General features: G+C 43.6%; 17 protein-coding genes. 3 read left to right on the forward strand and 14 right to left on the reverse strand.

Annotation, left to right across the window (positions count from 1 at the left end; all coding sequences use genetic code 11):
- Window positions 1–140 precede the first annotated feature (140 nt).
- The 11 genes from M595_RS13140 to M595_RS13190 form a co-directional block, all read right to left on the reverse strand.
- A complete protein-coding gene (locus tag M595_RS13140) occupies window positions 141–4,196 on the reverse strand; it encodes a CHAT domain-containing protein (RefSeq protein WP_023066758.1) in 4,056 nt (1,351 codons plus the stop codon).
- Between the two features lie 173 nt (window positions 4,197–4,369).
- Window positions 4,370–5,053 (reverse strand): HAD family hydrolase, encoded by a 684-nt coding sequence (locus M595_RS13145; RefSeq protein WP_023066801.1) that lies wholly within the window; start codon window positions 5,051–5,053, stop codon window positions 4,370–4,372.
- 33 nt (window positions 5,054–5,086) lie between these two features.
- Window positions 5,087–5,587, reverse strand: a complete 501-nt coding sequence (locus M595_RS13150) for a pentapeptide repeat-containing protein (RefSeq protein ID WP_023066793.1) — start codon at window positions 5,585–5,587, stop codon at window positions 5,087–5,089.
- Window positions 5,588–5,637: 50 nt separating this feature from the next.
- Window positions 5,638–7,095, reverse strand: a complete 1,458-nt coding sequence (locus tag M595_RS13155; RefSeq protein WP_023066807.1) for a dihydrolipoyl dehydrogenase family protein — start codon at window positions 7,093–7,095, stop codon at window positions 5,638–5,640.
- A gap of 32 nt (window positions 7,096–7,127) precedes the next feature.
- Entirely contained in the window at window positions 7,128–8,213 is a 1,086-nt protein-coding gene (gene cobD / locus M595_RS13160; protein WP_052001771.1) for a threonine-phosphate decarboxylase CobD, read from the reverse strand.
- Window positions 8,213–8,509 carry a non-specific DNA-binding protein Hbs gene (gene hbs / locus M595_RS13165; RefSeq protein ID WP_009785576.1) on the reverse strand — a complete coding sequence of 99 codons (297 nt, stop codon included), beginning with the start codon at window positions 8,507–8,509 and terminating at the stop codon, window positions 8,213–8,215. The genes cobD and hbs overlap by 1 nt, the downstream gene beginning before the upstream one ends.
- Window positions 8,510–9,057: 548 nt before the next feature.
- Window positions 9,058–11,463 (reverse strand): type IV pilus secretin family protein, encoded by a 2,406-nt coding sequence (locus tag M595_RS13170; protein WP_023066769.1) that lies wholly within the window; start codon window positions 11,461–11,463, stop codon window positions 9,058–9,060.
- A gap of 464 nt (window positions 11,464–11,927) precedes the next feature.
- Entirely contained in the window at window positions 11,928–12,737 is an 810-nt protein-coding gene (locus M595_RS13175) for a hypothetical protein (RefSeq protein ID WP_023066799.1), read from the reverse strand.
- The gene (locus M595_RS13180) at window positions 12,734–13,549 is read right to left on the reverse strand and encodes a PilN domain-containing protein (RefSeq protein WP_023066762.1); all 816 of its coding nucleotides are present in this window, start codon (window positions 13,547–13,549) and stop codon (window positions 12,734–12,736) included. Before M595_RS13180 ends, M595_RS13175 begins: the two co-directional genes overlap by 4 nt.
- A gap of 463 nt (window positions 13,550–14,012) precedes the next feature.
- Window positions 14,013–15,104 (reverse strand): type IV pilus biogenesis protein PilM, encoded by a 1,092-nt coding sequence (gene pilM / locus M595_RS13185; protein WP_023066803.1) that lies wholly within the window; start codon window positions 15,102–15,104, stop codon window positions 14,013–14,015.
- A 158-nt stretch (window positions 15,105–15,262) separates the two neighbouring features.
- Window positions 15,263–17,167, reverse strand: coding sequence for a S9 family peptidase (locus tag M595_RS13190; RefSeq protein ID WP_023066776.1), 1,905 nt, complete (start codon window positions 17,165–17,167; stop codon window positions 15,263–15,265).
- Window positions 17,168–17,398: 231 nt separating this feature from the next.
- On the opposite strand from M595_RS13190, the gene M595_RS13195 reads away from it, so the two are divergent.
- The 3 genes from M595_RS13195 (at window position 17,399) to M595_RS13205 (ending at window position 21,431) form a co-directional block, all read left to right on the forward strand.
- The gene (locus M595_RS13195) at window positions 17,399–17,677 is read left to right on the forward strand and encodes a helix-turn-helix domain-containing protein (RefSeq protein ID WP_023066789.1); all 279 of its coding nucleotides are present in this window, start codon (window positions 17,399–17,401) and stop codon (window positions 17,675–17,677) included.
- Window positions 17,678–17,862: 185 nt separating this feature from the next.
- A complete protein-coding gene (gene ppsA / locus M595_RS13200) occupies window positions 17,863–20,259 on the forward strand; it encodes a phosphoenolpyruvate synthase (protein ID WP_375339244.1) in 2,397 nt (798 codons plus the stop codon).
- Window positions 20,260–20,489: 230 nt separating this feature from the next.
- Window positions 20,490–21,431, forward strand: coding sequence for a hypothetical protein (locus M595_RS13205; RefSeq protein ID WP_023066755.1), 942 nt, complete (start codon window positions 20,490–20,492; stop codon window positions 21,429–21,431).
- A 53-nt stretch (window positions 21,432–21,484) separates the two neighbouring features.
- Here the strand turns inward: M595_RS13205 and M595_RS13210 are convergent, their stop codons facing one another.
- Genes M595_RS13210 through M595_RS13220 form a run of 3 tightly spaced genes read right to left on the reverse strand, consistent with a single transcriptional unit; the run spans window position 21,485 to window position 23,326 of the window.
- Window positions 21,485–22,645, reverse strand: a complete 1,161-nt coding sequence (locus M595_RS13210; protein WP_023066804.1) for a cupin domain-containing protein — start codon at window positions 22,643–22,645, stop codon at window positions 21,485–21,487.
- Between the two features lie 5 nt (window positions 22,646–22,650).
- A complete protein-coding gene (locus tag M595_RS13215; protein WP_023066774.1) occupies window positions 22,651–23,073 on the reverse strand; it encodes a hypothetical protein in 423 nt (140 codons plus the stop codon).
- Between the two features lie 28 nt (window positions 23,074–23,101).
- A complete protein-coding gene (locus M595_RS13220; protein ID WP_023066797.1) occupies window positions 23,102–23,326 on the reverse strand; it encodes a hypothetical protein in 225 nt (74 codons plus the stop codon).
- Window positions 23,327–23,506: the final 180 nt, after the last annotated feature.

Consider the following 23,506-nt stretch of genomic DNA (forward strand, 5'->3'; position numbering starts at 1 on the left):
AACTATGTTAGCAAATCCTGACCCTAAATACATCGAATTGAGATGTTTGTTTACCTAATTTTTGAGGGATAGGATATCGACGGTTAACCCCTGTCTTCTAGACAAATTCATATCAGGTAAACTTGATTTTAAAATGTCGTTTACCAAGGACTCCCAATAATCGTAAAACCCGCCCAATAATAGGGATGAGTAAAGATAATATTTCCTTGGTTCATCAGTTCACTCGGAAGCTGAATCTGATCGCTAATATCTGCACTCATTAAATAACCAGACTCAATCGTAATTATTCCTCTTAACATGGCAATTTGAGCGGCTCTAAATGCTTGAGAAATTGCAGATGATTTTCGGAGTTGATTATAAAATTCAACCATTAATCCTAAAGTTCCCTGATCAGAAACATACCATAAACTGGCTAAAGCAGAAGGAACCCCGGCTTGCACTGCTAATCCCGCAAATCCTAACTCTGCATTTGTATCACCCACCGCAGTCCGACAAGCACTTAAAACAAACAATTCCGCCGGAGGACTCTCCCATTTCCAACCCAGTTGCTTGAAATTATTTAAAGTGAGTTGGGTATCCCAAAATTGGATATAAGAATTACTCTGATCACCAGAATTAAACTCACTATGAGTGGCAAGGTGAATAATATTAAAGGGTTGAGTTATGCGCTGTTTCCTAAAGTTTTCAATGGTAAATTCTTCATTTAGAAAATAGCGACCACTAATCTCTTTAGTAATGGATTGAACTTCGACAGGAACCGCAGGAAGTGGAGGCTGTTCGACAAACGTAGAGGCTCCCATTGCGAGAACTTGTGGGTCATTGAGAGGCTGATCCCGAATATCCATTAAACTGAAACTTGGAATCAAACTAAAATTATATTTTTCAATTAAAAACTGTTCACCATCATGCAAAGCTGCCATCGGTAAACCTCGTAAACCCTGATCCATGACAAACAGGATTGTATCAATTTCTTGAGCTTCTAGAGCTTCTTCTAAAGGTGAAATTATCCATTGATAAAGCTGTTGAGCCAGAGGTTTATAACTTTCTGCGTAGCGTTTACGAGCATCAGTAATTTCCAGTCGAAATTGCTGAGTAATCTCTAATAATTCATCACGGGTAGTTGTAGTAATCGTTTTTTTAATGATATCTCCTTTCGCAGTTACTGCCATCAACACTAACTGATCAGCTTGAGCAAAGGTATAAACAACTGCCGCTTTTGTTCCATACTTTTTATCAACTTCACTGAGATTATCCTGAATCTCTCCGACAGAAATATCGGTTTCAAACTCAGCAATATTTTTACCGAGATAGTTCAGATAGTCCAAACTAAAAGCTTGTTCAATCTTGGGTAAAACTTCTTCAAGACTATCAGCATCAAAACTCGCCGCTACATCAGCACGAGCCAGTTGAATTTCTGCTTCGGGATTAAACTCAGAAGCCTGAATTGGAGTCGTTTGAACAGAGTTATTGATGGGGTTTGATCTCAGTAAAGCAATACTGCCATCCGTATTCTGCTGAACCGTCATTGTACTACTATTTTTGGCAATTCCAGTAACATCTAAGATGGAATTATTAGTAAAAAAATTTTCATTTTTGAGTTGATCTGCTGGCGAACTATAACGATTTTTCCGTTCAACTAATTCTGCTTCAATCACAGTTGTAACTTGTTCTTGTTGTTCAGAGGTTAAAGTATCAGTTTCAGGATTGTTTGGAACTTCCGGTGATGGATTATTCGGCGGGTTAACAACAGGTGGATTAACAACAGGTGGATTATTAGGAACTTGCGGGTTTTCATTCCCCGGATTATTGGGAGTATTAGGAACTTCAGGGTTTTCATTCCCCGGATTATTGGGAGTATTAGGAACTTCAGGGTTTTCATTCCCCGGATTATTGGGAGTATTAGGAACTTCAGGGTTTTCATTCCCCGGATTATTGGGAGTATTAGGAACTTCAGGGTTTTCATTTCCCGGATTATTAGGATTATTAGGAACTTCAGGGTTTTCATTTCCCGGATTATTAGGATTATTAGGAACTTGCGGGTTTTCATTTCCCGGATTATTAGGATTATTAATTGGAGGATTATTACCGGGATTGGGTTCAGAAGGTTCTTCAGGAGATTCAACGATTGGAGGATTTTCAGTTATCGGTTCTTCGGGTTCAAAAGCAGGAGGTTCAGAGGGTTCAATCGGCGGTTCTTCTGAGGGGAAAGGGGTTGTGCGAATCGTAATATTTCCCTGCGTAAAAACTCCGTCTGTTGTCCGAGGAACTTCAAACTGAGGGGTAATTTGGGCTGAACTACTCGTAATACTTCTTGACGTACCATTCGTTGTTGCATCTCCAATAATAAACGGCGTTTCACCTCCACCATGTTCTATCGTAATTGCACCATCGATTTGACTATTTGCTGAAGAAATACTCGGGGTGTTATCTCTCGGATCAACTAACGTACCCACCCGCAATAAATTATCTGTAATAATCTCAATATTTCCACCCCCTGAATTAATATTACGAGCAACAATAATATTATCAACAGCTTGTAGATTAACTTCTCCGCCTTGAGTATTAATTTGATCAACAACAATTCGACCTGTAGAGTTGAGAATAACTGGCCCTCCTGCGGTCGTTACATTCCCCACCGTGAGATTATTATTTCCTGATGTGGGTCTTTCTATGAAAAATCCACCCTCAACTGAAGTATTAGAATTACCCAAATTCTGCACCCCTGAACGTAATATTAACGCCGGACTACTGCTCAGAATATTAGCTTCTGGGTCAGCAGAATCAGCAAGGTTAATATCAGGAGTTGTAATATCAATATCGCCCCCAATAATCGCTCCCGTGGCTTCAACTTTCAAAGACGCCCCTTCATAGCTCCCAAAGATCACATCTCCATCAGAATAAATAATCGGGTCATACAAACTAATAAACGTTCCGCCTACACCTGTTGTCGAGTTGAGAATGCTAAAATTCCCCCCGGCGTTGAAGTGACTATCTCCTGAAATAATCCCATCACTAGCTAAGGTTAAATTTCCTGTGGCTTGAAAAGGAGCAGATTCAAGAAAATTAATCGAATCTAAAGCCAGAATATCAATATTTTGCTGACCAACAATTGTCAGATTTCCACCTGCAATCGCTGAGAACGGATGAATCAAACTATCCCGAATTTGCACCGTATTTCCGGCGAGTAAATTCAAGTCTCCTGTGGTTTTTAACGAGCGTTCAGCAATCGTCAGAGTATTAGCCGCTTTGAGGTTAACCGTTTCACCTGTCACCGCTAAATGGTCAGAATTTGGACTGATATTAGGCGCAATTGCAACATCTCCAGATTCAACAATTTGACCCGAAGTTAAGACAATTTCACCGTTAGGATTGACTTTCATTCCGGTTGCAGTTGTTACCCCGCCCCCGGTCAGAAGTTCGGGTAAAGATAAAGGAGTTATAGCCGATTGTGGGGCCATAGAATTATCCGGAAGTGCTGTGACTTCGAGATTTAATAAATGTCCGGTTTGAGCAATTCGCACCAAGTTTTCACCGGGAACCGTTTGTACCGAAATCGTTCCTTCTGGAGCGACGAGAGTACCTGTATTCAAAACAGTTCCACCCAGAAGCGTTAACTGTTGTTGGGAAGTAACAGCTAGTTGACCCTGATTTACAATAGACCCTGGATTTTCGGTATCAAAGCGAAAACTATTGGGAGTTCCAACTAAGTTTGACCAATCCGAATTTGAGGTTGTATTAAACCACTGATTCGTTCCAAATCCAATTCCATTTGCAGTCGTCGCCGTAAAAGAAGCGGGAACATTTAAACTCGCATTTGCACCAAAAATCATCCCGGCTGGATTCATTAAAAACAGGTTGGAATTTCCCCCTGTTACTTGAATTAAGCCATTTATAAAAGAAGCATCACCCCCAACGACTCGTCCTAAAATGTTGCGAATATTAGGATTTGATAAAAAGTTGGCGACTTGTCCTTCCGATAAATTAAACTGCTCGAAACTGTGAAACAGATTTTGACCCTCTCCGCTGAGAGAACCCCCATTAATCTCAAACTGGTTTCCCTGGCGGTTGATAACAGTTCCGGTTCCATCTAGGGCGGGCGTAATTGTACGGGTTTGAGCGTAGACGGGAGCAAGGTTAACACCAACGAAACTCAAAATTGTCAATAGTAAACTGAAGCGATTTGAAGTCGCTTTCATAGCTATACACCTCCTGGTTGGTAGATATTAGATGCCCTAGACGCTCCTAATTAATCCTTATCCCTTCTCCATTCTATCCATCCCTTCCAAAGATGGTGGATTTTTTCCTCTGAGGGAATCATTTTTTCCAGTCTCCGCCAGCAGAATTGATCAATTCCCGTTCTAAATTCTTCTTAATCGGTCATTTCTACCGCTTCTTCTGTTCCTAAAAGTGATTTGATTTTTGCCCACATGGGTAAGTCATTAAAATCATTAACAACCTGTGAGGCACCAATGGCTTTAAGCACACTTGGTTCGTGGGTAGAGGCGACTCCAATCGTATAAATTCCGGCGGCAACAGCAGAACGAATTCCCGAGGGTGAATCTTCAAATACAATGGCTTCTGAAGGTTTAATTTTTAACTGTTCTAAACTATATTTGTAGGGAGCAGGATCGGGTTTTCCCGCAGTCATATCTTCCCCTAAAACAACAAACTCAAATCGCTCAGTTAGCTGCAAGACTTCTAACATAAATCGAGCATTTTCACGGGGCGCATTGGTAACAACGGCTTTGTTTAAACCGACTGTTTCAATCCATGTTAGCATCTCCAATAAACCCGCTAAGGGTTGTAATTCGAGGGCAATTTCCCGAAACCGAGCTTCTTTGTGGTCTGCGAGTTCTTCTCCTGCTTTGATAGAAAGTTGCGGAATTAAATCTTTAATGATTTCAGGATTTTGTCGCCCACTAATATAGGTTTTATAAAAGGGATGATCAATTTCTTTGTTGTAGGTTTGTAAGATTTCTTGCCAAATCTTAAAGTGTAAAGGGTCAGTATTTGCTAAGGTTCCATCTAAATCAAAAAGAATTGCTTTCAGCATAGTTTTAGGTTAATTGATTATTGAATTTAATGATTATTTCTGTACTGAACCATCAGGCATAATTGCTTCTTTAAAATCAGCACCTTTAATCTCTGCGCCTTCGAGTTTTGCCGCATTTAAGTCTGCTTTATTCAAACTCGCATTAGTCAGTTTTGCATTGCTGAGTATTGCCGATCTTAAAAAGGCACCCGTGAGATTTGCCTCGCTCAAATTAGCATCGGTTAAATTCGCTTGAGTTAAGGCAGCACCACTCAAATTCGCACCACTCAAATCAGCTTGACTCAGATTAACACGATCCAATAATGCACCGCTTAAATTTGCGCCTTTTAAATTCACTCCACTCAGATCAGATCCGTTTAATTTTGCACCAGATAAGTCGGCACCTTCCAAGTTTTCTCCGGTTAAGTCACAGTCAAAACATTCTTTTGTTTCAGTGACTAATTTCGCTGAATCTTGTGAGGCTGTTTGACATCCAGTGACAAGAAATAGGAAACTGATCAATACTCCCGATAAAACTCTCAAATTTAACTTCATTTTTAACCTTGTATTTAATCAATTAACGATCTAGAAGTGAACCGAGCAACTTACGATAACCAAGATCGCCGCCAGTGAAAGAGATTTTCGATCCAATCTATTAATAGGGTATTGCACCGACGCTGTTGTTGCAACCAAGCCATTGCTGTTTGTTGACTCATTTGGGAGAAAGTCGGCCAAATTTGGGGAAGTTCAGCGATCGCGTTGATTTTTAACCCTTGACGAATGGCTAAAGCGATAATATTAATCATCTCACTGGCTTGTACCCCAACAATAGAAGCCCCTAAAATCTGACCATTTTGATGTCCAATTAGCTTAAAAAAGCCAACCATTTCATCTTCAATAATCGCTTTGGGTAAATGTTTAAAATACTCTCGATAAACCCGAATCTGATCTCCGTAACGACGTTGGGCTTGAGTTTCAGTTAATCCGACGCTTGCTAATTGAGGTTCCGAAAAAGTTGCCCAAGGAATCCCTTGATAATTGACTTTGAATACCGGAAAGTATAAAGCATTTTTAATCGCAATGGTGGCTTCATAATTCGCTAAATGAGGATCAGAATATCCCCCGGATAAATTCCCACAAGCATAGATGCGAGAATGGGTGGTTTGTAGTTTGTCATTGAGGCGTAGATATTGACGGTTAAATGCCACTCCCACTGCGTCTAGATTGAACGAATCGAGTTGAGGCTGTTGTCCGGCAGCGACGATAATTTCATCCACTTCTAAGGCTTTATTTCCGGCTTGAATCCATTTTTTACCTTGAATTTGTTGAGTTTGGATAACTTCAGTTTGAGTTAAAATCCGAATGCCAACAGATTCTAATTTAGCTTGAACTAAAGCGGCCGCTTCAGCATCTTCTTTCGCTAAAATATGATTATTTTTAACAATCATCGTGACTTTTGAACCTAACCTTCCAAACATTTGAGCAAGTGCAGTGCCGCTTGGATCACCCCCAATCACAGCTAAATGTTCAGGAACTTGATGAAGTTTATGAATCGTTTCCGGGGTCAAAAATCCAGTGAAAAGTAGTCCTTCGATCTCGGGAATTTTGGCTTGAGAACCCGTCGCCAGTAAATAAGTCCGCGATCGCAAAGTCCGTTGGTTAACCACAAAAGCCAGATGAGGTTGACTGACAAACTCCCCTTGTCCGAAAACGACATCAACCCCCAAAGCCGCTAACAGTGCGGGAGAATGTTGTTCTTCGAGGTTAGAAACCACAGCCTCTACCCATTGTTGAGTCTGTTGCCAGTTGAGTGACAGGATTTGATCGAGGTTGGGGTAGTCAGAGAGGGTCTGAATTCCAAACTGTGGCGATCGCTCAATTTGTCGCACCACCTGGCCGACAGAGAATAAGGCGGTACTCTGTACAGAACGCCAACAGGGGCTAGAAATCGTGGGTTTTTGAGGTTCAACTAAGGCAACACGGGCTTGTTGTTGAGCAGCTTTAGCCGCAGCATAGCGTCCCGTTGGACTGCCACCAATTATTACCACGTCGTAGTCAATCATAGAGGAAAAGGGAAAATGGAGAATCGGTCAAATTAGAGCGATGGTAAGATGTTAGTCATGGCATCGAGTAGGCGTTGATTTTCAGCCTCAGTGCGGATAGCCACTCGAAAATAGTGTTGACCCAGTTCCCCAAAACTGAGACAGTCTCGAATTAAAATCCGATCCCGTTTCAACAGAGCCATTTGCAGTTCAGGAACTGGTTGCCGAGAATAGACCAGCAGAAAATTGGCAGCACCCGGATAGGGGCGTAGTCCCGGTAAGGGCGTTAAACCATTCACCAGTTGAGAACGAGCATGACTTAGCCAGTCCCAAGTGTGCTGTTGAAAAGCATGATCTTGAAGCACTGCCGTACCGACAGCCGCCGCGAGAACATTAACCGGCCAAGGATCACGCCACTGTTGCCAACGATGCAGCCGATCAGGGTGAGCAATCGCGTAACCCAAACGCAATCCAGGAATGCTATAAAATTTGGTCAGCGATCGCAATACCACCAGATTTTTATATTTTGGCACTCTCGCCACTAAGCTTTGTTGCTGTTGAGGCCGGAGAAAGTCCATAAAGGCTTCATCAACCACCACCAGATCAAACTGTTCGAGGTAAGGTTCAATCATCTCCTGCTCAAACAGCCGACCTGTGGGGTTGTGAGGATTATTGAGTAGTAGGCCTCCTCGCTTGTCCAGTCCTAGAGCCGGGAATGACCACTGTCCCTGCTGTTCCGATAGGGGCCATTCAATCACTCGAGCTCGAAAAGCACTCAGCGATCGCCTGTAGTCTCCAAAGGCCGGGGTAAGCAGATAGGTTGTCTCCTGTTGAGCGAGATCCCATCCGGCCAAAGTGAGTAACTCTGCCGCTCCATTCCCTGGCAAAATCCAGTCTGCTTCTAGAGGGGAATGAATCTGACTCAGAGCATTTCGTAAGACCCGATATTGAGGATCAGGATAGGCTCTGAGATCACCGAGATGGGTTTGAATTGCTTCTAACGCCGACTGGGGCGGCCCCCAAGGATTGATACTGGCGGAAAAATCCAGAATCTCTGAAGGAGAACAGCCTGCAATTGAGGCTGCCCAGGTTAAATTTCCACCATGTCCAGGTCTGGCAAGCGATTGAGCCGACACAATTATTCCTCTTTGGTCGTTGCTTTGGAAGCTACCTTTTCTTTAAACAGTTTACCTGCTGAGAAGGCGGGTACTCGAGTTGCGGGAATATCCATTTTTTCTCCCGTTTTCGGATTGCGGCCTTCACGAGCTTTACGCTCACGAGACTCAAACGAACCAAAACCCACGAGGGTTACTTTATCGTTACGGGATACCGCTTCCATAACGGTATCGAGGGCAGCCGTCAGAACAGCATCTGCTTGTTTCTTGGTGACACTGGCCCGTTCAGCCACAGCATCAACTAATTCACCTTTATTCATAAAACCTCCTTGTCTGGAAACCCCGCATCACAAGGGATCGGGGCGGAAAACAGATGACACAATCGATCAATTAAAATGCAGGACAAAAGAAAAGTTGCTTCTGTCCCGCCGGACTCTTGACAAAGACTGCCAATCTGCGCGCGGAGTTGTCAAGTGATTCTGATTACGGATCGTCTTTTGATCAAAATTTGACTTCAGATCGCTGTAACCCTGACAGTATCTCACTTGCACTGACTTATTCTAATGTTTTTAAGTCGAATATGGATCGATCAAATCTTTAAATTTATATAGATTTCATGTAATTTTCTCATTTTGATTCTGTTTTGGCCAAAAAAAACATCCCCAATACGGCACTTGGGGACCGGAGATGGGGAGGTGGGGAGATGGGGAGTCAGGAGGTGGGGAGTTGGGGAGGTGGGGAGGTGGGGAGTCGTGATGTCAGTCGTCAGAAGTAAGCGCGTTCGCACTGGCTTCGCCTACAGAATTGCCTCTTGCAAGAGCGCCTTTTGACTTCGACCTGTTCCCTCTCCCCTGTAACAATCCCTTGTTTAACGGCTTCGTTGCAGCATTTCTCGCGCATCGGGGCTAACGTTATATTCATAGCCAAACGGGGCGCGATCAGATTCATCCATGATCATCGGAGTCACCAACACCACCACTTCGGCGCGTCCGGTTTCCCGAGTCGAACTTCTAAATAAAGCGCCAAGAATCGGCAAATCTCCTAAGAAGGGTATCTTACTAGCAATAACGCGATCCTGTTCTTGAATAATCCCCGAGACAATTAAAGTTTGACCATCCCGCAGGCGAATTCGTCCAGACTGATACTCCCGTCTGGAAGTTTCTGTCGCGAAGTCCCCATTGGCTACTCCACCTAACGGAATACGGTTTGTAATGGCAGTCACCACTGGGTTGACATTGATTGTCACAAATCCATTATCATCAACGCGCTCAACATTAATACTGACTTCCAGACCAACATCTTCAAATTCTGGCTGGGTTTCAGTTCGCTGACCGCCATCGGTTTCAATGGTATCGGTTTCAAATCGTTTCACAATGTTCTCCACCAGCTCAACCCGTGCAATCTCCCCTTCCTGCACCAACAAGGTGGGATCGGTGAGAATCTTAGCGTTGCGGTTTTGAATCTGAAATTGTAGGGTTTGCAGGAAACGACGGGGATATTGGAACAGGGGGAAGGTACTAAATTCAACTTCACCCGCATCAAATGTACCGTCATCATTGCGATCAAACGGATCAAAGTCAGAAATCCCCACTCGTTCTGAACGATCTGTTACCGGAGAAACAGGTCGGAGTGTAACTCCACCTCGTCCGGGTGCTGTTAACGGGGTGGTTGTGGTTCCATCTCGATCAAAGAAGGGTTCTTGGTTTCCAACGGGGTTGTTGGGGACAATTGGTCGAGCGTTAATTCCGGAGGTAGATTGGTTAAGATTTGGAGGGTTGTAGGAGCCGAAGTTGAGAGCGGCTGCCCCCCCATCATTAACAAAGAAGGTTTGATCAATCCCAAAGGAGAAACTGCTATCAAACGTATCTTCTCCATCGAGGTTGATATCGAGGACTTTAACGTTGATCGCGACTTGACGTTTACGGAGATCGAGTTGGATCAGTTGAGCAGAGGCAACTTCCACCAAGTTTGGCTGCCCAATCAAGGTCAAACTATTGAGACGGTCATCGACAATCACCTGCAATCCCCGTAGAAGGGGTATAGAGTCCTGAGTTTCCACCCGTAGGGTTTCCACAACCGTTGTCACCTGAGTATCTGTTGTGGTTAAGGCTTGGGTACTTCCGGGGATGTTGACAGAGTTAGCACGAGTCACCTGTTGTTCACGGGTAATTGCTCGTTCTGCTCCCATACTGACGAGGAAAGCCGCCGCTTGTCCGGCTGGAATTTGATTGAGTCGGAAGGAACGAACCACCACATCGCGAGCGGTGTTGGGGAGTTGGCGCCCCACAAAGATAGTGTTTCCTTGACGGTTGGCTTCCAGTCCACTCAAGCGCAGAACGTAGTTAAAGACATCTTGAACGGACTCATTTTCGATATCAAGGGAAATGGTGAGTGCTTCTGTACCGCCCTGAGCGCCTCCTTGTCCGGTTGTGTTTCCGAAATCCGATGCAAAGGCAACGTTGAGTCCGGCTGTCCGAGCTAACAGAGAGAGAACATCTCGCACTAAAGCATCCCGCAATACCAAACGCGGAATCACTTCTGTGGTATTTAAGTTAACGGCTTGAACGGCAGGATTGACGTTAGAAACAGCAATATCTCCAACTGGCGGTGCCACAGCCCGAGGGAGGAAGGGAGGGGTCGGATCGACAGTCCGGGGTAAGCCCGGAGAAAGTTGGGGATCGCGGTTTCTAGTTGCTGGATCTGGGATAATTGGCTGTTGTTGAGAGGGAGCGGGAGTTGTTCTCGGCGGAGTCGGTTGTTGCGCTAGAGAACCTCGATCAATCTCGACCTGGGGTTCAGGGACTAATACATCCGGAGAAGGGGTAGAAGTTGGAGGACTAGAAGAATTCGGGGGAACGTTTGCAGCGCTTGTTCCGCCTGAGAGCATACTGATCACAATGCCTCCAGAAGCCCCTTGAACAACGCGGGCATCGGGTGGACTGCTGGCTCCTGTCACAATCACTCGAACGCTAGTCGGATCGAGTTGAGTCACCACAATTGAGGCGATTCCGGGGGCGGGATTGTTTTTTTGGAACATCTCCTGACCCATGTTGAGCTGCGTGTTAATCACATCAGCCACAAAATCATTACCTCGTCTGACGACAAAGACTTCTGGACGTCCGCCGCCTTCTGTTACCAAAACGAGATTTGTCTCTCCGTTGCTATCAACAATTTGAACATCTCGAATGACGGTAAATGCAATGGCAGGGGCTTGTGCCATCAGAACAACGGCAGCTACCGATAGTCCTGTTCCCCATCCTAGAACTTGTTTCACGTTCCCTCCTCAACTGGACTGTGGTTATTGCTTAGAATTAAAGGCTTTTGTGGTTATTGTCAATTGTTAATCGTTGAGAGCCGATCTAGCTTTTTCAGCCGCGAGACTCAAACTTGAGTTAACAGGATACTTTTTACAGGGATTTGAATTTGATAATTAGCGTGTAAGTGGATTGTATGCGATCGCGAAGCACAAGTTAAAGGGTCTAACCTTATTTTTTCTTGGATAAAGGATTTAAGTAAAGCTTATCGCTTGACAGACTAGAACATTTGTCGTACCGTGTCAAGCGAAATCTTTGTTTTGATTGTTACTAAGCGGTGTCGCAGAACCCAGAATTAACAATAATTAAGAATCCCCGTCATCAATAATGGGGAGTATGTCAAAAATAAAACAAATAGAATAACCGCGCTCGATCTGAACGCGGCTAAGGGCTAAAATCTTTTTGGGTTTTGAAGGCGTTAAAATTACTGAGCGGGTTGGGCATCCGGTGGGTTAGCAGCATCTAGGGCAGCATCAAGTTGTTCCTGACTCAACGGCATCAACGCACTTAGGGTAAAAGACGTTTTTAAGCGGCGTTGAGGTTGCTCACTGGCGGGTATAAATTTACCTTGCTTATATTCTCCTTCCACAACGGGCGCTGATTCTACCAACTCCGTTTTTAAGTCTCTAACGACTAACATCGGTTGCATTCGTTCTAGAATAATCAAAAACTGCCGGGTCTGAGCAAAACTGCCTTCAAACTCCACTTCATATGCACGCCGTCTCAGCTTTCCATTCACGGCTGGCCCCAAAGAACCGTCATTCACCACTTCAATCGCCGAGTTGGACTGATTTGCACCGGAGGATTGAACGGGTTCAAACTTGGTAATTCTGGCTTTTTCTTCATCCTCTGTAATACCAGCATTAACCCGATTCAGTTGTTCTTCGATATCAAAGATTAACGTCTCCAGTGTATCTTCGTCGGCAAATAAAGCGGTTACTGATGCCCGTCTTTGTTGGGCTTCGATTAGCTGTTGTTCTGCTTCTCCTTTCTTACTAAGCCGTTCTTCTTGTTGCTCGATTTCTTGCTGCTTGGCAACAATTTGATTATCGAGTTCTTTTCCCTGGGCAATTGTCGGGAGAACCAACTTAAACATCCCAAATCCAGCCAGCAAGACTCCGGCTACCGCAACGGCTATCCCAATATTTTTGGGCGTGAGAGGGACTCCCAAAACGACTGGCGTTTCAATATCCTGTTCGTCATCGACTGCGATAAATTCGTTTGCTGCTGTCATGGTTGAATGACTCCTTTTTGTTGAAGGGTTTGAATACGATTGACTAATCCAACCGCTCCTTTACTCTTTAACTGCGGAAGCAACTCCGAAGCATTCGCCTGGCTCAAATTCGTTTCAATTTTGTACTCGACTACAGGTTGTAAGTCGGGTAAATTGTTGCTTCCGCCTTGAGATTCATCGACAACCAGTTTGGTCGGATTGTCTTTCAAGCTAGCCGAGAGCAATTTAGTTTGCTCGTCATCAAAGAAGGGCGATTGCTTCAGCAACAACATAAAGTCACTGAGTTGGGTGAAGGAATTGGCAATTCCGGTAATTTCCAGCGTGGCAGTATCTTTAGCGGTCGGGGCGGCTTGTCCTTCAGGGGGCGCCGCAGCGGGAGTCGCTGTTAACTCGGGTTCAGTTTGCTTAATGGTGTTAATCTTCACCCCGGCTACTTGCATCAGTTCAGCAAGTTCTTGACTCAAGGCAGACCAGGGCTTAATTTCGTTGAAGACGGTGGCTAACGCATCGGCTTCTTCGTTGGTTTGCTTGGCTTGAGCGTAAATTTTATCAAGTTCGGCGACGAGATTTGTTTTTTCGCCCAGTTGGGCTTCTAAAGCCGCTAACTCTGTCTCTAACTGAGTATTGCGTTGACTGAAGATGAGCCAAGCTCCCCCAACCAATGCGTTGGCAGCTAAAGCAACCGCAGCCCCAATTATGATCGGTGTTCTATCAACAGTTGCACCGCTCCGGCCTGGTGAAGACGGGGCTTTTCGATCTACGGGTTTGTAGTCGGGACGGTCGTTAAGAAAATTAATATCAAGGCTGTACATTGCGTCAAACCTCTTTGAGGATTTGTTTATGGCTTGAGGGCATCATTATATGTGTATATTTTAGACGGGTGTCGAGGATTTCCTGTGCTGATCGTAGCAAGGGGGAAAATTTGAAGATTAAGTTTTTTGATCCGTAACTTGCACATTCAAGTCTGAATTTCCCACCGCTCCGAGGCCGGGCCGTGCGCGTTGCCCTAAAACTTAATTTGTGGGAAGGTGGGGAGGAGCGGAGGTCGGGAGGTCGGGAGGATTTTTATTAATAAAAAGTTATTTTTCAACGCCTGCGGCACGCTCCGCGAACGGAAAAAAGACCTCTCCCCACCACCCCCGTCACCCGATCACCCCATCAACCTCGGCAATTTTTAACTCGGGAATCGAGTCCGAAGCAGGCACTGCCGCTCCGAGGGGATTTAAACTATGTCCATCATAGCGAAATCCCAGATTGATGATTCTCAACCCGAGATTAGCAGACTCGCATTCCCAACCCTAAAGCTACTCCTAAGCTAGCACGTTGATCGGGTGGAATCTCTTGATCGCTTTGCAATGAAAGCATTTCTAGGGGATCAACTTGAGTGGCGGGCATGGCTAGGCGCTGCATGAAGAACTCATCGAGTTGTCCGATTGATGCTCCAGGGCCTGCCAGTAGCAGTTGGGCAATCTCTAAACCGTCGCTTTGATTAATATAAAAATCAATGGAACGGCGGAGTTCATCGGCGAGTTCGGAAAGAATTTTGATAATCGCATTCGTTCCGGGGTTGGGATCGTTCAATGCTCCCATTGTATCAGTCACCGGGAGTGTCATGGCTTGCAGTTCGCTCACATCTCTGGAGGGGGGCAAATTCATGGCGTTGTTGAGGGCGGTTTGTACTTGAAATAATCCGATGGGAATGGTGCGATTAAATTGGGGAACTCCATCAACAACAATGGCAAGTTCTGTACTATCAAATTCGAGATCTGCGATAATTGCGGCTTCTGATGAGGAAAACTGTTCGAGTTGGTGTTTGAGTGTCCGAATTAGGGCAAAACTGCTCACTTCAATTACATCGACTTTCAGTTCAGCTTGTTCAAAGGTTTCTAAATAGGTATCGGTGACTTCTTGGCGAGTTGCCACTAACAAAACTTGCATTTTTTCGATCCCGTCTTCATCAACAAACATTCCTAATTTTTGATAGTCAACGTCTGCTTCTTCGCGGGAAAAGGGTAAATACAGTCCCGCTTCAGCGTTCATATAATCTTTGAGTTCGTCTTCGTTGAGTTCTGCCGGAACTGAAATTAAACGAGTGACGGCCTCTCGGCCAGGAATGGCTGTGGCTACTCGTTTTGTTTTAATATTTTTATCGGCTAAAGTCGATTGAATTAATTCCGCCATTGTCGGGGTATCAATAATTTGCCCGTCTTGAACAACATCTTCGGGAACGGGTGTTGTGGCAATATTAATTAATTTTAACTCCGATCCTTTTTTTCGCAGTTCTACAATATGAATTCGTTCGGATGCTAACTCAATTCCAACTCCAGGTTTTTGTCCGGAAAAAAGACCCTTAAAAAAGCTGACCATAGTTTTAAATCGTGACGCTTAATTGTGAGTTTAGTCGGCAGCCGTATCATCAAAATTTACAGTTTAGAGACGCGCCGGAGCGCGCCTAAAGAGAAGTTCGGGAGTTCAGACTGATGATATTTTTTTAATTCTTAACTCTTAATTTCCTCACTTTGCAGTTAGGAATAAGACTGAACGACACCCGAATGACCTGAAATTTCATTAATCGGTTCAAACCGACCCCCTAAATATTTAGCGAGAAATTCTTCGGCGATCGCATAGAAGTGTAACCGATTTTCGCTCCGAGCGAACCCATGCCCTTCGTCGGTATACAAAGCGTATTCTACAGGCTTTTTGGCTTGTTTCATCGCTTCGACAATTTGTTCACTTTCAGCTTGTTTCACCCGAGGATCGTTGGCGCCCTGTCCAATCAATAGCGGTTTCTGAATTTGATCGACAAAAAATAAAGGCGATCGGGATTTCAAAAACTCCGCTTCTGTCTCCAGATTACCCACTCGATGATAAAAATTAGCACGAATCGGCTCCCAATAGGGCGGAATACTCTGCATGAGTGTAATTAAATTACTCGGCCCGACAATATCGACCCCACAAGCAAACACATCGGGGGTAAACGTTAACCCCACCAGTGTGGCATAACCACCATAAGATCCGCCCATAATCGCTATTTTATCGGGTTGGCCGATGTTATTTTCGATCAACCAATTGACGCCATCAATTAAGTCATCGTGCATTTTCCCCGCCCATTCCCGGTTAGCCGCATTCACAAACGCTTTCCCGTAGCCTGTAGACCCCCGGAAATTGAGTTGTAAGACGGCATAACCTCGGTTGGCTAACCACTGCGCCTCGGAGTCATAACCCCAAACATCTCGCGCCCAGGGGCCACCATGCACTAACATTACTGTCGGTACTGGAGTGGAAACACCGACGGGTTTAGTCAGGTAGCCGTGAATGGTTAACCCGTCTCGGGTGGTGAAAGAGATGGGTTCCATCGGGGCGAGTTGTAACCCTTCTAGTTTGGGTTTGTTGGTAAATAGAAAGGTGTTGGTTTTGGAAGGGCGATCATAAACGTAGTAGGAAACCGGGCCATCATCATCGACAAAACTCACTAACCATTTTTCGTCAGTTAAGATGCGACGAATGCCAAATTCACCGGGACGAATGGCTTGGATGGCGGCGAAGTCGGCTTCGAGATCAGAGTCTAGAATGCGCCACTCTTGTTTATCTTTATAAAAGGAAACGGCTTCTAGCTTGCGGGTGGTGGGATGGGCGAGAATACCTCCGACATCATATTGAGGATCTTCGGCGATCACGGTTTCGGTGCGAGTCGCCAGATCGAATGCAATTAAACGTTCGGCGTTAGCATCATGATTCCCGACAATATAGAGGGTTTTACCGTCGTTAGAAAAGTATACCGCTCCGCCTTCTTCATCTGGCCCCCAATGCCGTAGGGTATCCCAAGCTTGATCGGGGGTTTCTCGATAGAGTAAATCATAACCGCCATCGGGTGTTGTGGCTGTAGCCGCGCGAATTTGTAACTGACTGTCTGCTGTCCAACTGACGATGTTTCCGGGGTTTTCGGTATAAAATTCGACAGCGCCGGTTTTCAGGTTGATGTGATAAACGTCAAAGACTTGGGGGTTGTTGAGGTTCATCCCGACGAGGAGTTCTTCGGGAAAGTTATGATCGAGATCGACAACCTGCGCCCGTACCCCTTGAAAGGGCGTTAAGTCCCGGACAATATTGGATTGAATGTTGACCAGGTATAAGTGCCAGTTTTCGTCGCCGTCGGAGTCTTGGGCGTAGATTAGTTGATCCGGGTTATAAGTCCAGAAAAAAGCCCGAATTCCTCGTTTTTTATCGGCGGTGAGTTGGCGATCATCTTCTTGTCCGACGGTTCGCAGCCACACCTGAAGCACGTTTTTGTCGTCTGGGGCGATGTAGGCGAGAAACTTGCCGTCGGGTGAGAGGGAAGGGCTAGTCCGTTCAGGATTCCCAAAGAGTATATCACGGGAAATTAAAGGCGGAAGTTGGGTTTCTGTGTGTTGTGGTGTTGCTGTGGTCATCGATTTTTTTGGCTTTGACTTTCTCTATTGTGACGTAAACTACAGTTTAAAGGCGAAGATTCATCGGTTTAGCCTCATTTTAGAGAAGGGATAGGCGGAATGGGGGTTACGGAAATCACCCGATCTGTTCATCCCTTCAGAGGAAGTCGTCCTCGAACTAAAGATTAATAATATCAATAGAAGGGTGTTATACCCTTTGTTAAGGTTTTTGATTTTGAGGTTGAAGTTGTTATGGAAATGAGCTTAATTCATATGAAAAAAAGTATTCCGATTTTGATTTTAACGTTACGCAAACGTTTAGGACTTTCCCAAGAAAAATTAGCGGTGCAACTGGGTGTTTCCTTTCAAACGGTGAATCGTTGGGAACGAGGACGTACTCAACCTTCTCATTTAGCCTTGCAAGCGATTAAACAAAAGTTGATTGAGATGGATCAAGAAGGGGCTGATTTATTGTTTTTATATTTTGGATGTGATCCGAATAAAATTAAGGGAGAAAATTGTAAAAACTAAGAATATGAGGATGAATTGATGGGTTCAGCTATTGAGAAAGAATTGATAAATATTTGGGTTTAATTTCCAAACCTAGCTGTTGAATTCAGATTTTTAGTCAAGAATTAACTAAAATTTTTGCACACTACTTTTGAAAAAGGTTTGTCATAATTGAACAGAACACACAAGACAACACCCAGGAAAAAATGACCATGACTCAGGAAAGTTCCTATATTCGTTGGTTTGAAAGCATTGGAGTGAATGATGTTCCCATTGTTGGGGGGAAAAATGCTTCTTTAGGAGAAATGGTAAAATCCCTGAAATCTAAAGGGATTCGTGTTCCGGATGGGTTTGCGATTACGGCTCAAACATACTGGCAGTTTCTAGAAGCTAACAATCTTCAATCCAAAATTCTGTATCAAATTGAACAGTTTCAAAAGGGAGAAATTCCGCTAGAAAAAGCGGGAAAAACCATTCGTCGTTTATTAGTTCGTTCTCGGTTTCCAGATGAAATTGCCGAAGCAATTCGAGAAGGTTATCGTCAACTTTGTGATCGCTATAACCTCGAAGAAGTTGATGTTGCGGTTCGCAGTAGTGCGACGGCTGAAGATTTACCTGATGCTAGTTTTGCTGGACAACAAGAAAGCTATCTCAATATTACTGGAACTGAGGAAGTTTTGGAAGCTTGCCGCAAATGTTATGCTTCTTTATTTACAGATCGGGCGATTAGTTATCGGGAAACAAAAGGGTACAATCATATGGATGTTGCCCTGTCTATTGTTATTCAAAAAATGGTGCGATCGGATAAAGCTTGTTCTGGAGTGATGTTTTCTATTGATCCCGAAACGGGTTTTCCTAATGATATTTTAATTACAGCCGCTTGGGGATTAGGAGAATTGGTGGTTCAAGGTTCAGTCACACCGGATCAATATCGAGTGTTTAAACCTTTATTAAAGCGACCGGATTTAAAACCCATTATTGAGAAAAGTTTGGGGAATAAACAGGAAAAAATGATCTATGCGTTTGGAACAACAAAAACAACGCGCACGGTTCCTACTTCTCTGTTTGAATTACAATCTTTTGTGTTGGATGATGAGGATATTTTACAACTTGCAAAATGGGCGGAATTGATTGAAGAACATTATCGTTGTCCGATGGATATTGAGTGGGCAAAAGATGGGGATACAGGTGAACTTTATGTCGTACAAGCCCGCCCAGAAACAGTTCAATCTCAAAAACAGGCGGGGACTTTAAAAACTTATTCATTGAAACAACAAAGCGATCGCTTGTTAGTGGGGTTGAGTGTTGGGGATGCGATTGCCAGTGGAAAAGTCTGTTTAATTCGGAATGTGACGGATATTGAAAAGTTTGTAGAAGGAACGATTTTGGTCACAGAAATGACTGATCCCGATTGGGTTCCTATTATGAAAAAAGCGGCGGGAATTGTTACCGATCACGGGGGAAGAACTTGTCACGCAGCAATTATTAGTCGAGAGTTAGGAATTCCGGCAATTGTAGGAACAGGAAAGGCGACCCAATTATTGCCAGCCGACCAAGAAGTCACGATTTCTTGTGCAGAAGGGGAAGAAGGTTATGTGTATGAAGGTTTATTAGAATTTGAGTCAAAAGAAGTGAGTTTGTTGGATATTCCACAAACCAAAACAAAGATTATGATGAATATTGGTAGTCCAACTGCGGCGTTTCGGTGGTGGCAACTTCCCGCTGATGGTATTGGGTTAGCCCGGATGGAATTTTTAATTAATAATATCATTAAAGTTCATCCAATGGCGTTGATTCATTTTGACAAAATTACGAATTATTCGATTCGTCACGAAATCTCTGAAATGACGCACGGATATGAAGATAAAACGGATTATTTTGTGGATTTGTTGTCCCGAGGAATTGCTAAAATTTCTGCGTCTCAACATCCTCAACCTGTAATTGTACGGATGAGTGATTTTAAAACGAATGAGTATGCAGATTTGATTGGGGGTCAACAATTTGAAAAGGTAGAAGCCAATCCGATGTTAGGATTTCGGGGGGCTTCGCGGTATTATAGCGATCGCTATCGGGAAGGGTTTGCGTTAGAGTGTAAGGCGATTAAACGGGTGCGAGAAGTGATTGGGATGGATAATGTGATTATTATGATTCCCTTTTGTCGCACGTTAAAAGAAGCAGATCGGGTGTTGGAGGTGTTAGAAAGTAATGGTTTGAAGCGGGGAGAAAATGGTTTACAGGTTTATGTGATGTGTGAACTTCCGTCTAATGTTGAATTAGCTGATGAGTTTGCCAAACGCTTTGATGGGTTTTCGATTGGAACTAATGATTTGACGCAGTTGGTGTTAGGAGTAGATCGCGATTCTGGAGAATTAGCGGATTTATTTGATGAACGAGATTTGGCAGTTAAACGGATGATTCAACGCTTAATTAAAACCGCCCATGAAGCGGGGCGAAAAGTTGGAATTTGTGGTCAAGCGCCGAGTGATCATCCCGATTTTGCGGAGTTTTTAGTGGAAGCGGGAATTGATTCGATTTCGTTAAATCCTGATAGTGTGGTTAAGGTTAAACGACGGGTTGCTGAAGTGGAAAATAACAGGGTTTAAGCTGACCAACGGTCATCGGTACTCCGGCGATGATCGCCGGAGCCTGCTTCGGACTCGTACCCTGCGTCAATGCAGCGCGACAATGCCGTGAGTCCAGCGCAGTCTTGGGGTCACGCCTGCATAGAGCAACTGGTATTGGGCGAAGCCCACGCACGCAGATTACTCCGCTGCTGACCGACTTGGATTTCAAATCCTCGTGCTGTGCGGCAGTGCATTCCGCACCAATTGAGATGCGGGCAACCGATGACTCTATTTTTGGGTTTAATGTATCTCCCCATCCTCTTTTTTCTGGGAGATACTGTCATTTTTCTATTGATTTAGTGGTTAGTCAAATGGGAGAAATTTTAGAAATTGGTCAAATGTTAACTGTTGATGAGGCGGGGTTTATTATCCGTGAAGCCAGTATTGATAAAATTCTTGCTGAATGGCGGTTATTAGTTGATCGGGTAATATTAGCCTATCAAACGTATTGGAATGAGGCGATTCATAGTATTTATATTCGGGGTTCTGTCGCCGTCGGCAAAGCCATTTCTGGGGTGTCTGATTTAGATAGTTTTGCTGTGGTGAACACAGAAAAATTACAACTTGATGACTCTTGGTTTGATCCGGTTAAAAAACAGTTACAACTTGAATATCCGTTTTGTACTGGCGTGGAATTAAAAGCGTTAGAAGCGGAGGGTTTATTAAATTTTAATTTAGAGAATTATAATCATCTCAGAATGCTGCTAAAAACTCAAGCTGCTTGTGTTTGCGGTGAAGATATTAGCTTACAGTTTCCCTCGTATAAACCGGATATTAATGCGGTTAGTCATGGGTTTAATTTAGAAGAAGATTTACAACGAGTTCTGATCGATTTACAACAGTTATGTAAAACGGAATCTGCAACTGTTCAAAAAATATGTCAATGGATAATGAAGCGTATTGTTCGTTCTGGGTTTGAAATTGTCATGGAAACGGCTCAATGTTATACTCGTGATTTATATCCTTGTTATCAACTATTTTCCCGTTATTTTCCTGAAAAGCAATCTCAAATGTATCAAGCATTAACTTGGGCGATTAACCCCATTGATGATCCGGTAAAAATTAGCAAATTTCTCAACAGTTTTGGCGGGTGGTTAGTAGAAGAAATTGACTTGTGTTATCCACCTTTAACAGTTCCCCCTCAATCTTAATAATTTTATCCTCAATCTCTGTTTTTTTCAGGGATTATTTTGGTGATTTCATTTTACAATTGAGGGGGTTCTACAAGAACAACACCAGATAAAACTAATTGGGTCATCATCGGGCAAATATCGGCTTCCCAGTCAAACTTGGGTAGCCAATTACAAAGATCAATACCGGAAAACCTTGTTTGTTGAAATAAACGTTCAATCACTTCTTGACTGATTCCTTTCAGGGTAATGCGTTTATTGGCTGTACAAATTTCGATGCGATATTCAGATAAATTCGTAATTTTTACAGGTTTTGGAGGGCGATAAAATTGAGTTTTTTTGCCTTCAGGAAACAGAGAAAACCCAACTTGTGCAGGAAAACCAAATTGGGTTGAGGGTTGTCCCTGGATAAATTGTTCATCGAGATAACGATCAATGAATTCATCAGTTTTTAACTGTTCAATCCATTTTTGAATTAAATCACGCAGATGTTGACGACAAGCTTGACGATGAGTTGAATTTAACAGAGGTAAACTTTTGCGCCAAAGGGGATTTTCTTGCAGTTCTTCAGTCATCCAGTCTGCAAAATCGATTCCGGTTTGACAGTCTACTCCTAATGTTAAATGGAGAGAAGGTTGATCAACCGCAACAGCATAATGCCAATGTCCACGCGGAATATATAATAAATCTCCGGGTTTTAAGACTTGATTAATATAGGGATCAGAGGTTGGGGGATCGAGTAAATTTGAACGATGTTTAGAGAGGGGAAATTCAAAGGTTGGGGAAAAAACTCGCCAATGTTTATCACCCGAAATTTGTAGAATAAAGACTTCGTGGGAGTCATAATGACAAGCAAAACCTTGAGATCCAGGGAAAGAACAATAAGCGTTAATCTGAGTGCGATGTCCGAGTTCGTTGCGTAAGTTAGCTGTAAATTCAGCAAGAACAGGGAGTCGAGTCTGTAGACTATCTATAATGACAGTTGCCCCGTCTTGACAACTTTTAATCAGGTTATCGTAAGCCTTTTCTGGTAACGTTTGACCGCTTTTTGCTAATCGAATTTCAGGATAAGTTAGATGATGAAAGTTGAGTAAAGTATTGAAATCTTGCCAGGAAAATAGATGACTGAATTTGTGGGGAGAATTACCGCAGATAATAATGGCTTGTTTGAGCCAATTATTTTGTAGAAAAGACTCCCCAGAATGAGGAGCCAAAAGAGTTGCAAAGGTTTGCATGAAGACTACCTAGAACTATTATTAATGGCTGGAAAATTCCCTTGCATATTACCTCGACGATTGGGGCCACCCGCCCAGGGTGGAGGGCCAGAAACAGGACGAATATTTAATACAGTTCCGTCTTGACGGGTAATGGTAAAAGCGTCGAATTCATTATCGTCATATTCGCCAACAACGGTGACTCTTTCTCCTTGATTCATCCGAATTTGATGATACCAGGGCGGGCCTAAAGAGACGAGAATTTGTCCGGTATTATCCTCAATTACAAATTTATTCCCAAAAGTTGTGGTAACCACTCCAGAAATGCTTATACCTTGGGTTCGTTGGATTTCTCCAATCGGAACTTGAGCAAAACTTGGCTTGATGGGAATCATTAAGCTCGTTAATAGGAGGCTAAAAGCAGTTGCAAATTTGAGTTGAAGTTTCATAGTTAATGGTTTTTAATCTGATGTTTAATTAATCTTGCAGAGTTGATCGAAAACTCGGTTGATATTGACCGCGACGGCGACGGAGACCCCAACCTTGATCCACGTCATAGTCATAATCTTGCTCGTTGTCATTCACGGCATGAATTGGATCGGATTTGAATTGGACAGGACTCGCTACTTTTGTTGTTATGTCTTCAATGGAAATTTCAATACGGCTAGGGGTGAACGGTCTTTCTAAGGAGGTTGTAGGCATGGGATATCTTTGATTGATTAATTAAATTTCTGGTCTATTTGTAGAGTAACAACTAATTATGACAAGAAAATGACAAATCTGATGAAATCTTTTAATGTTGGCTGCGGTGGGTAAAAATATTGCACCAAGCCGCCTCTATGCTTGGGATTATTGATTCGTCCGATATCAGATGAGGTTATG

The organism is Lyngbya aestuarii BL J (assembly GCF_000478195.2).
Taxonomy (GTDB): Bacteria; Cyanobacteriota; Cyanobacteriia; order Cyanobacteriales; family Microcoleaceae; genus Capilliphycus; species Capilliphycus aestuarii.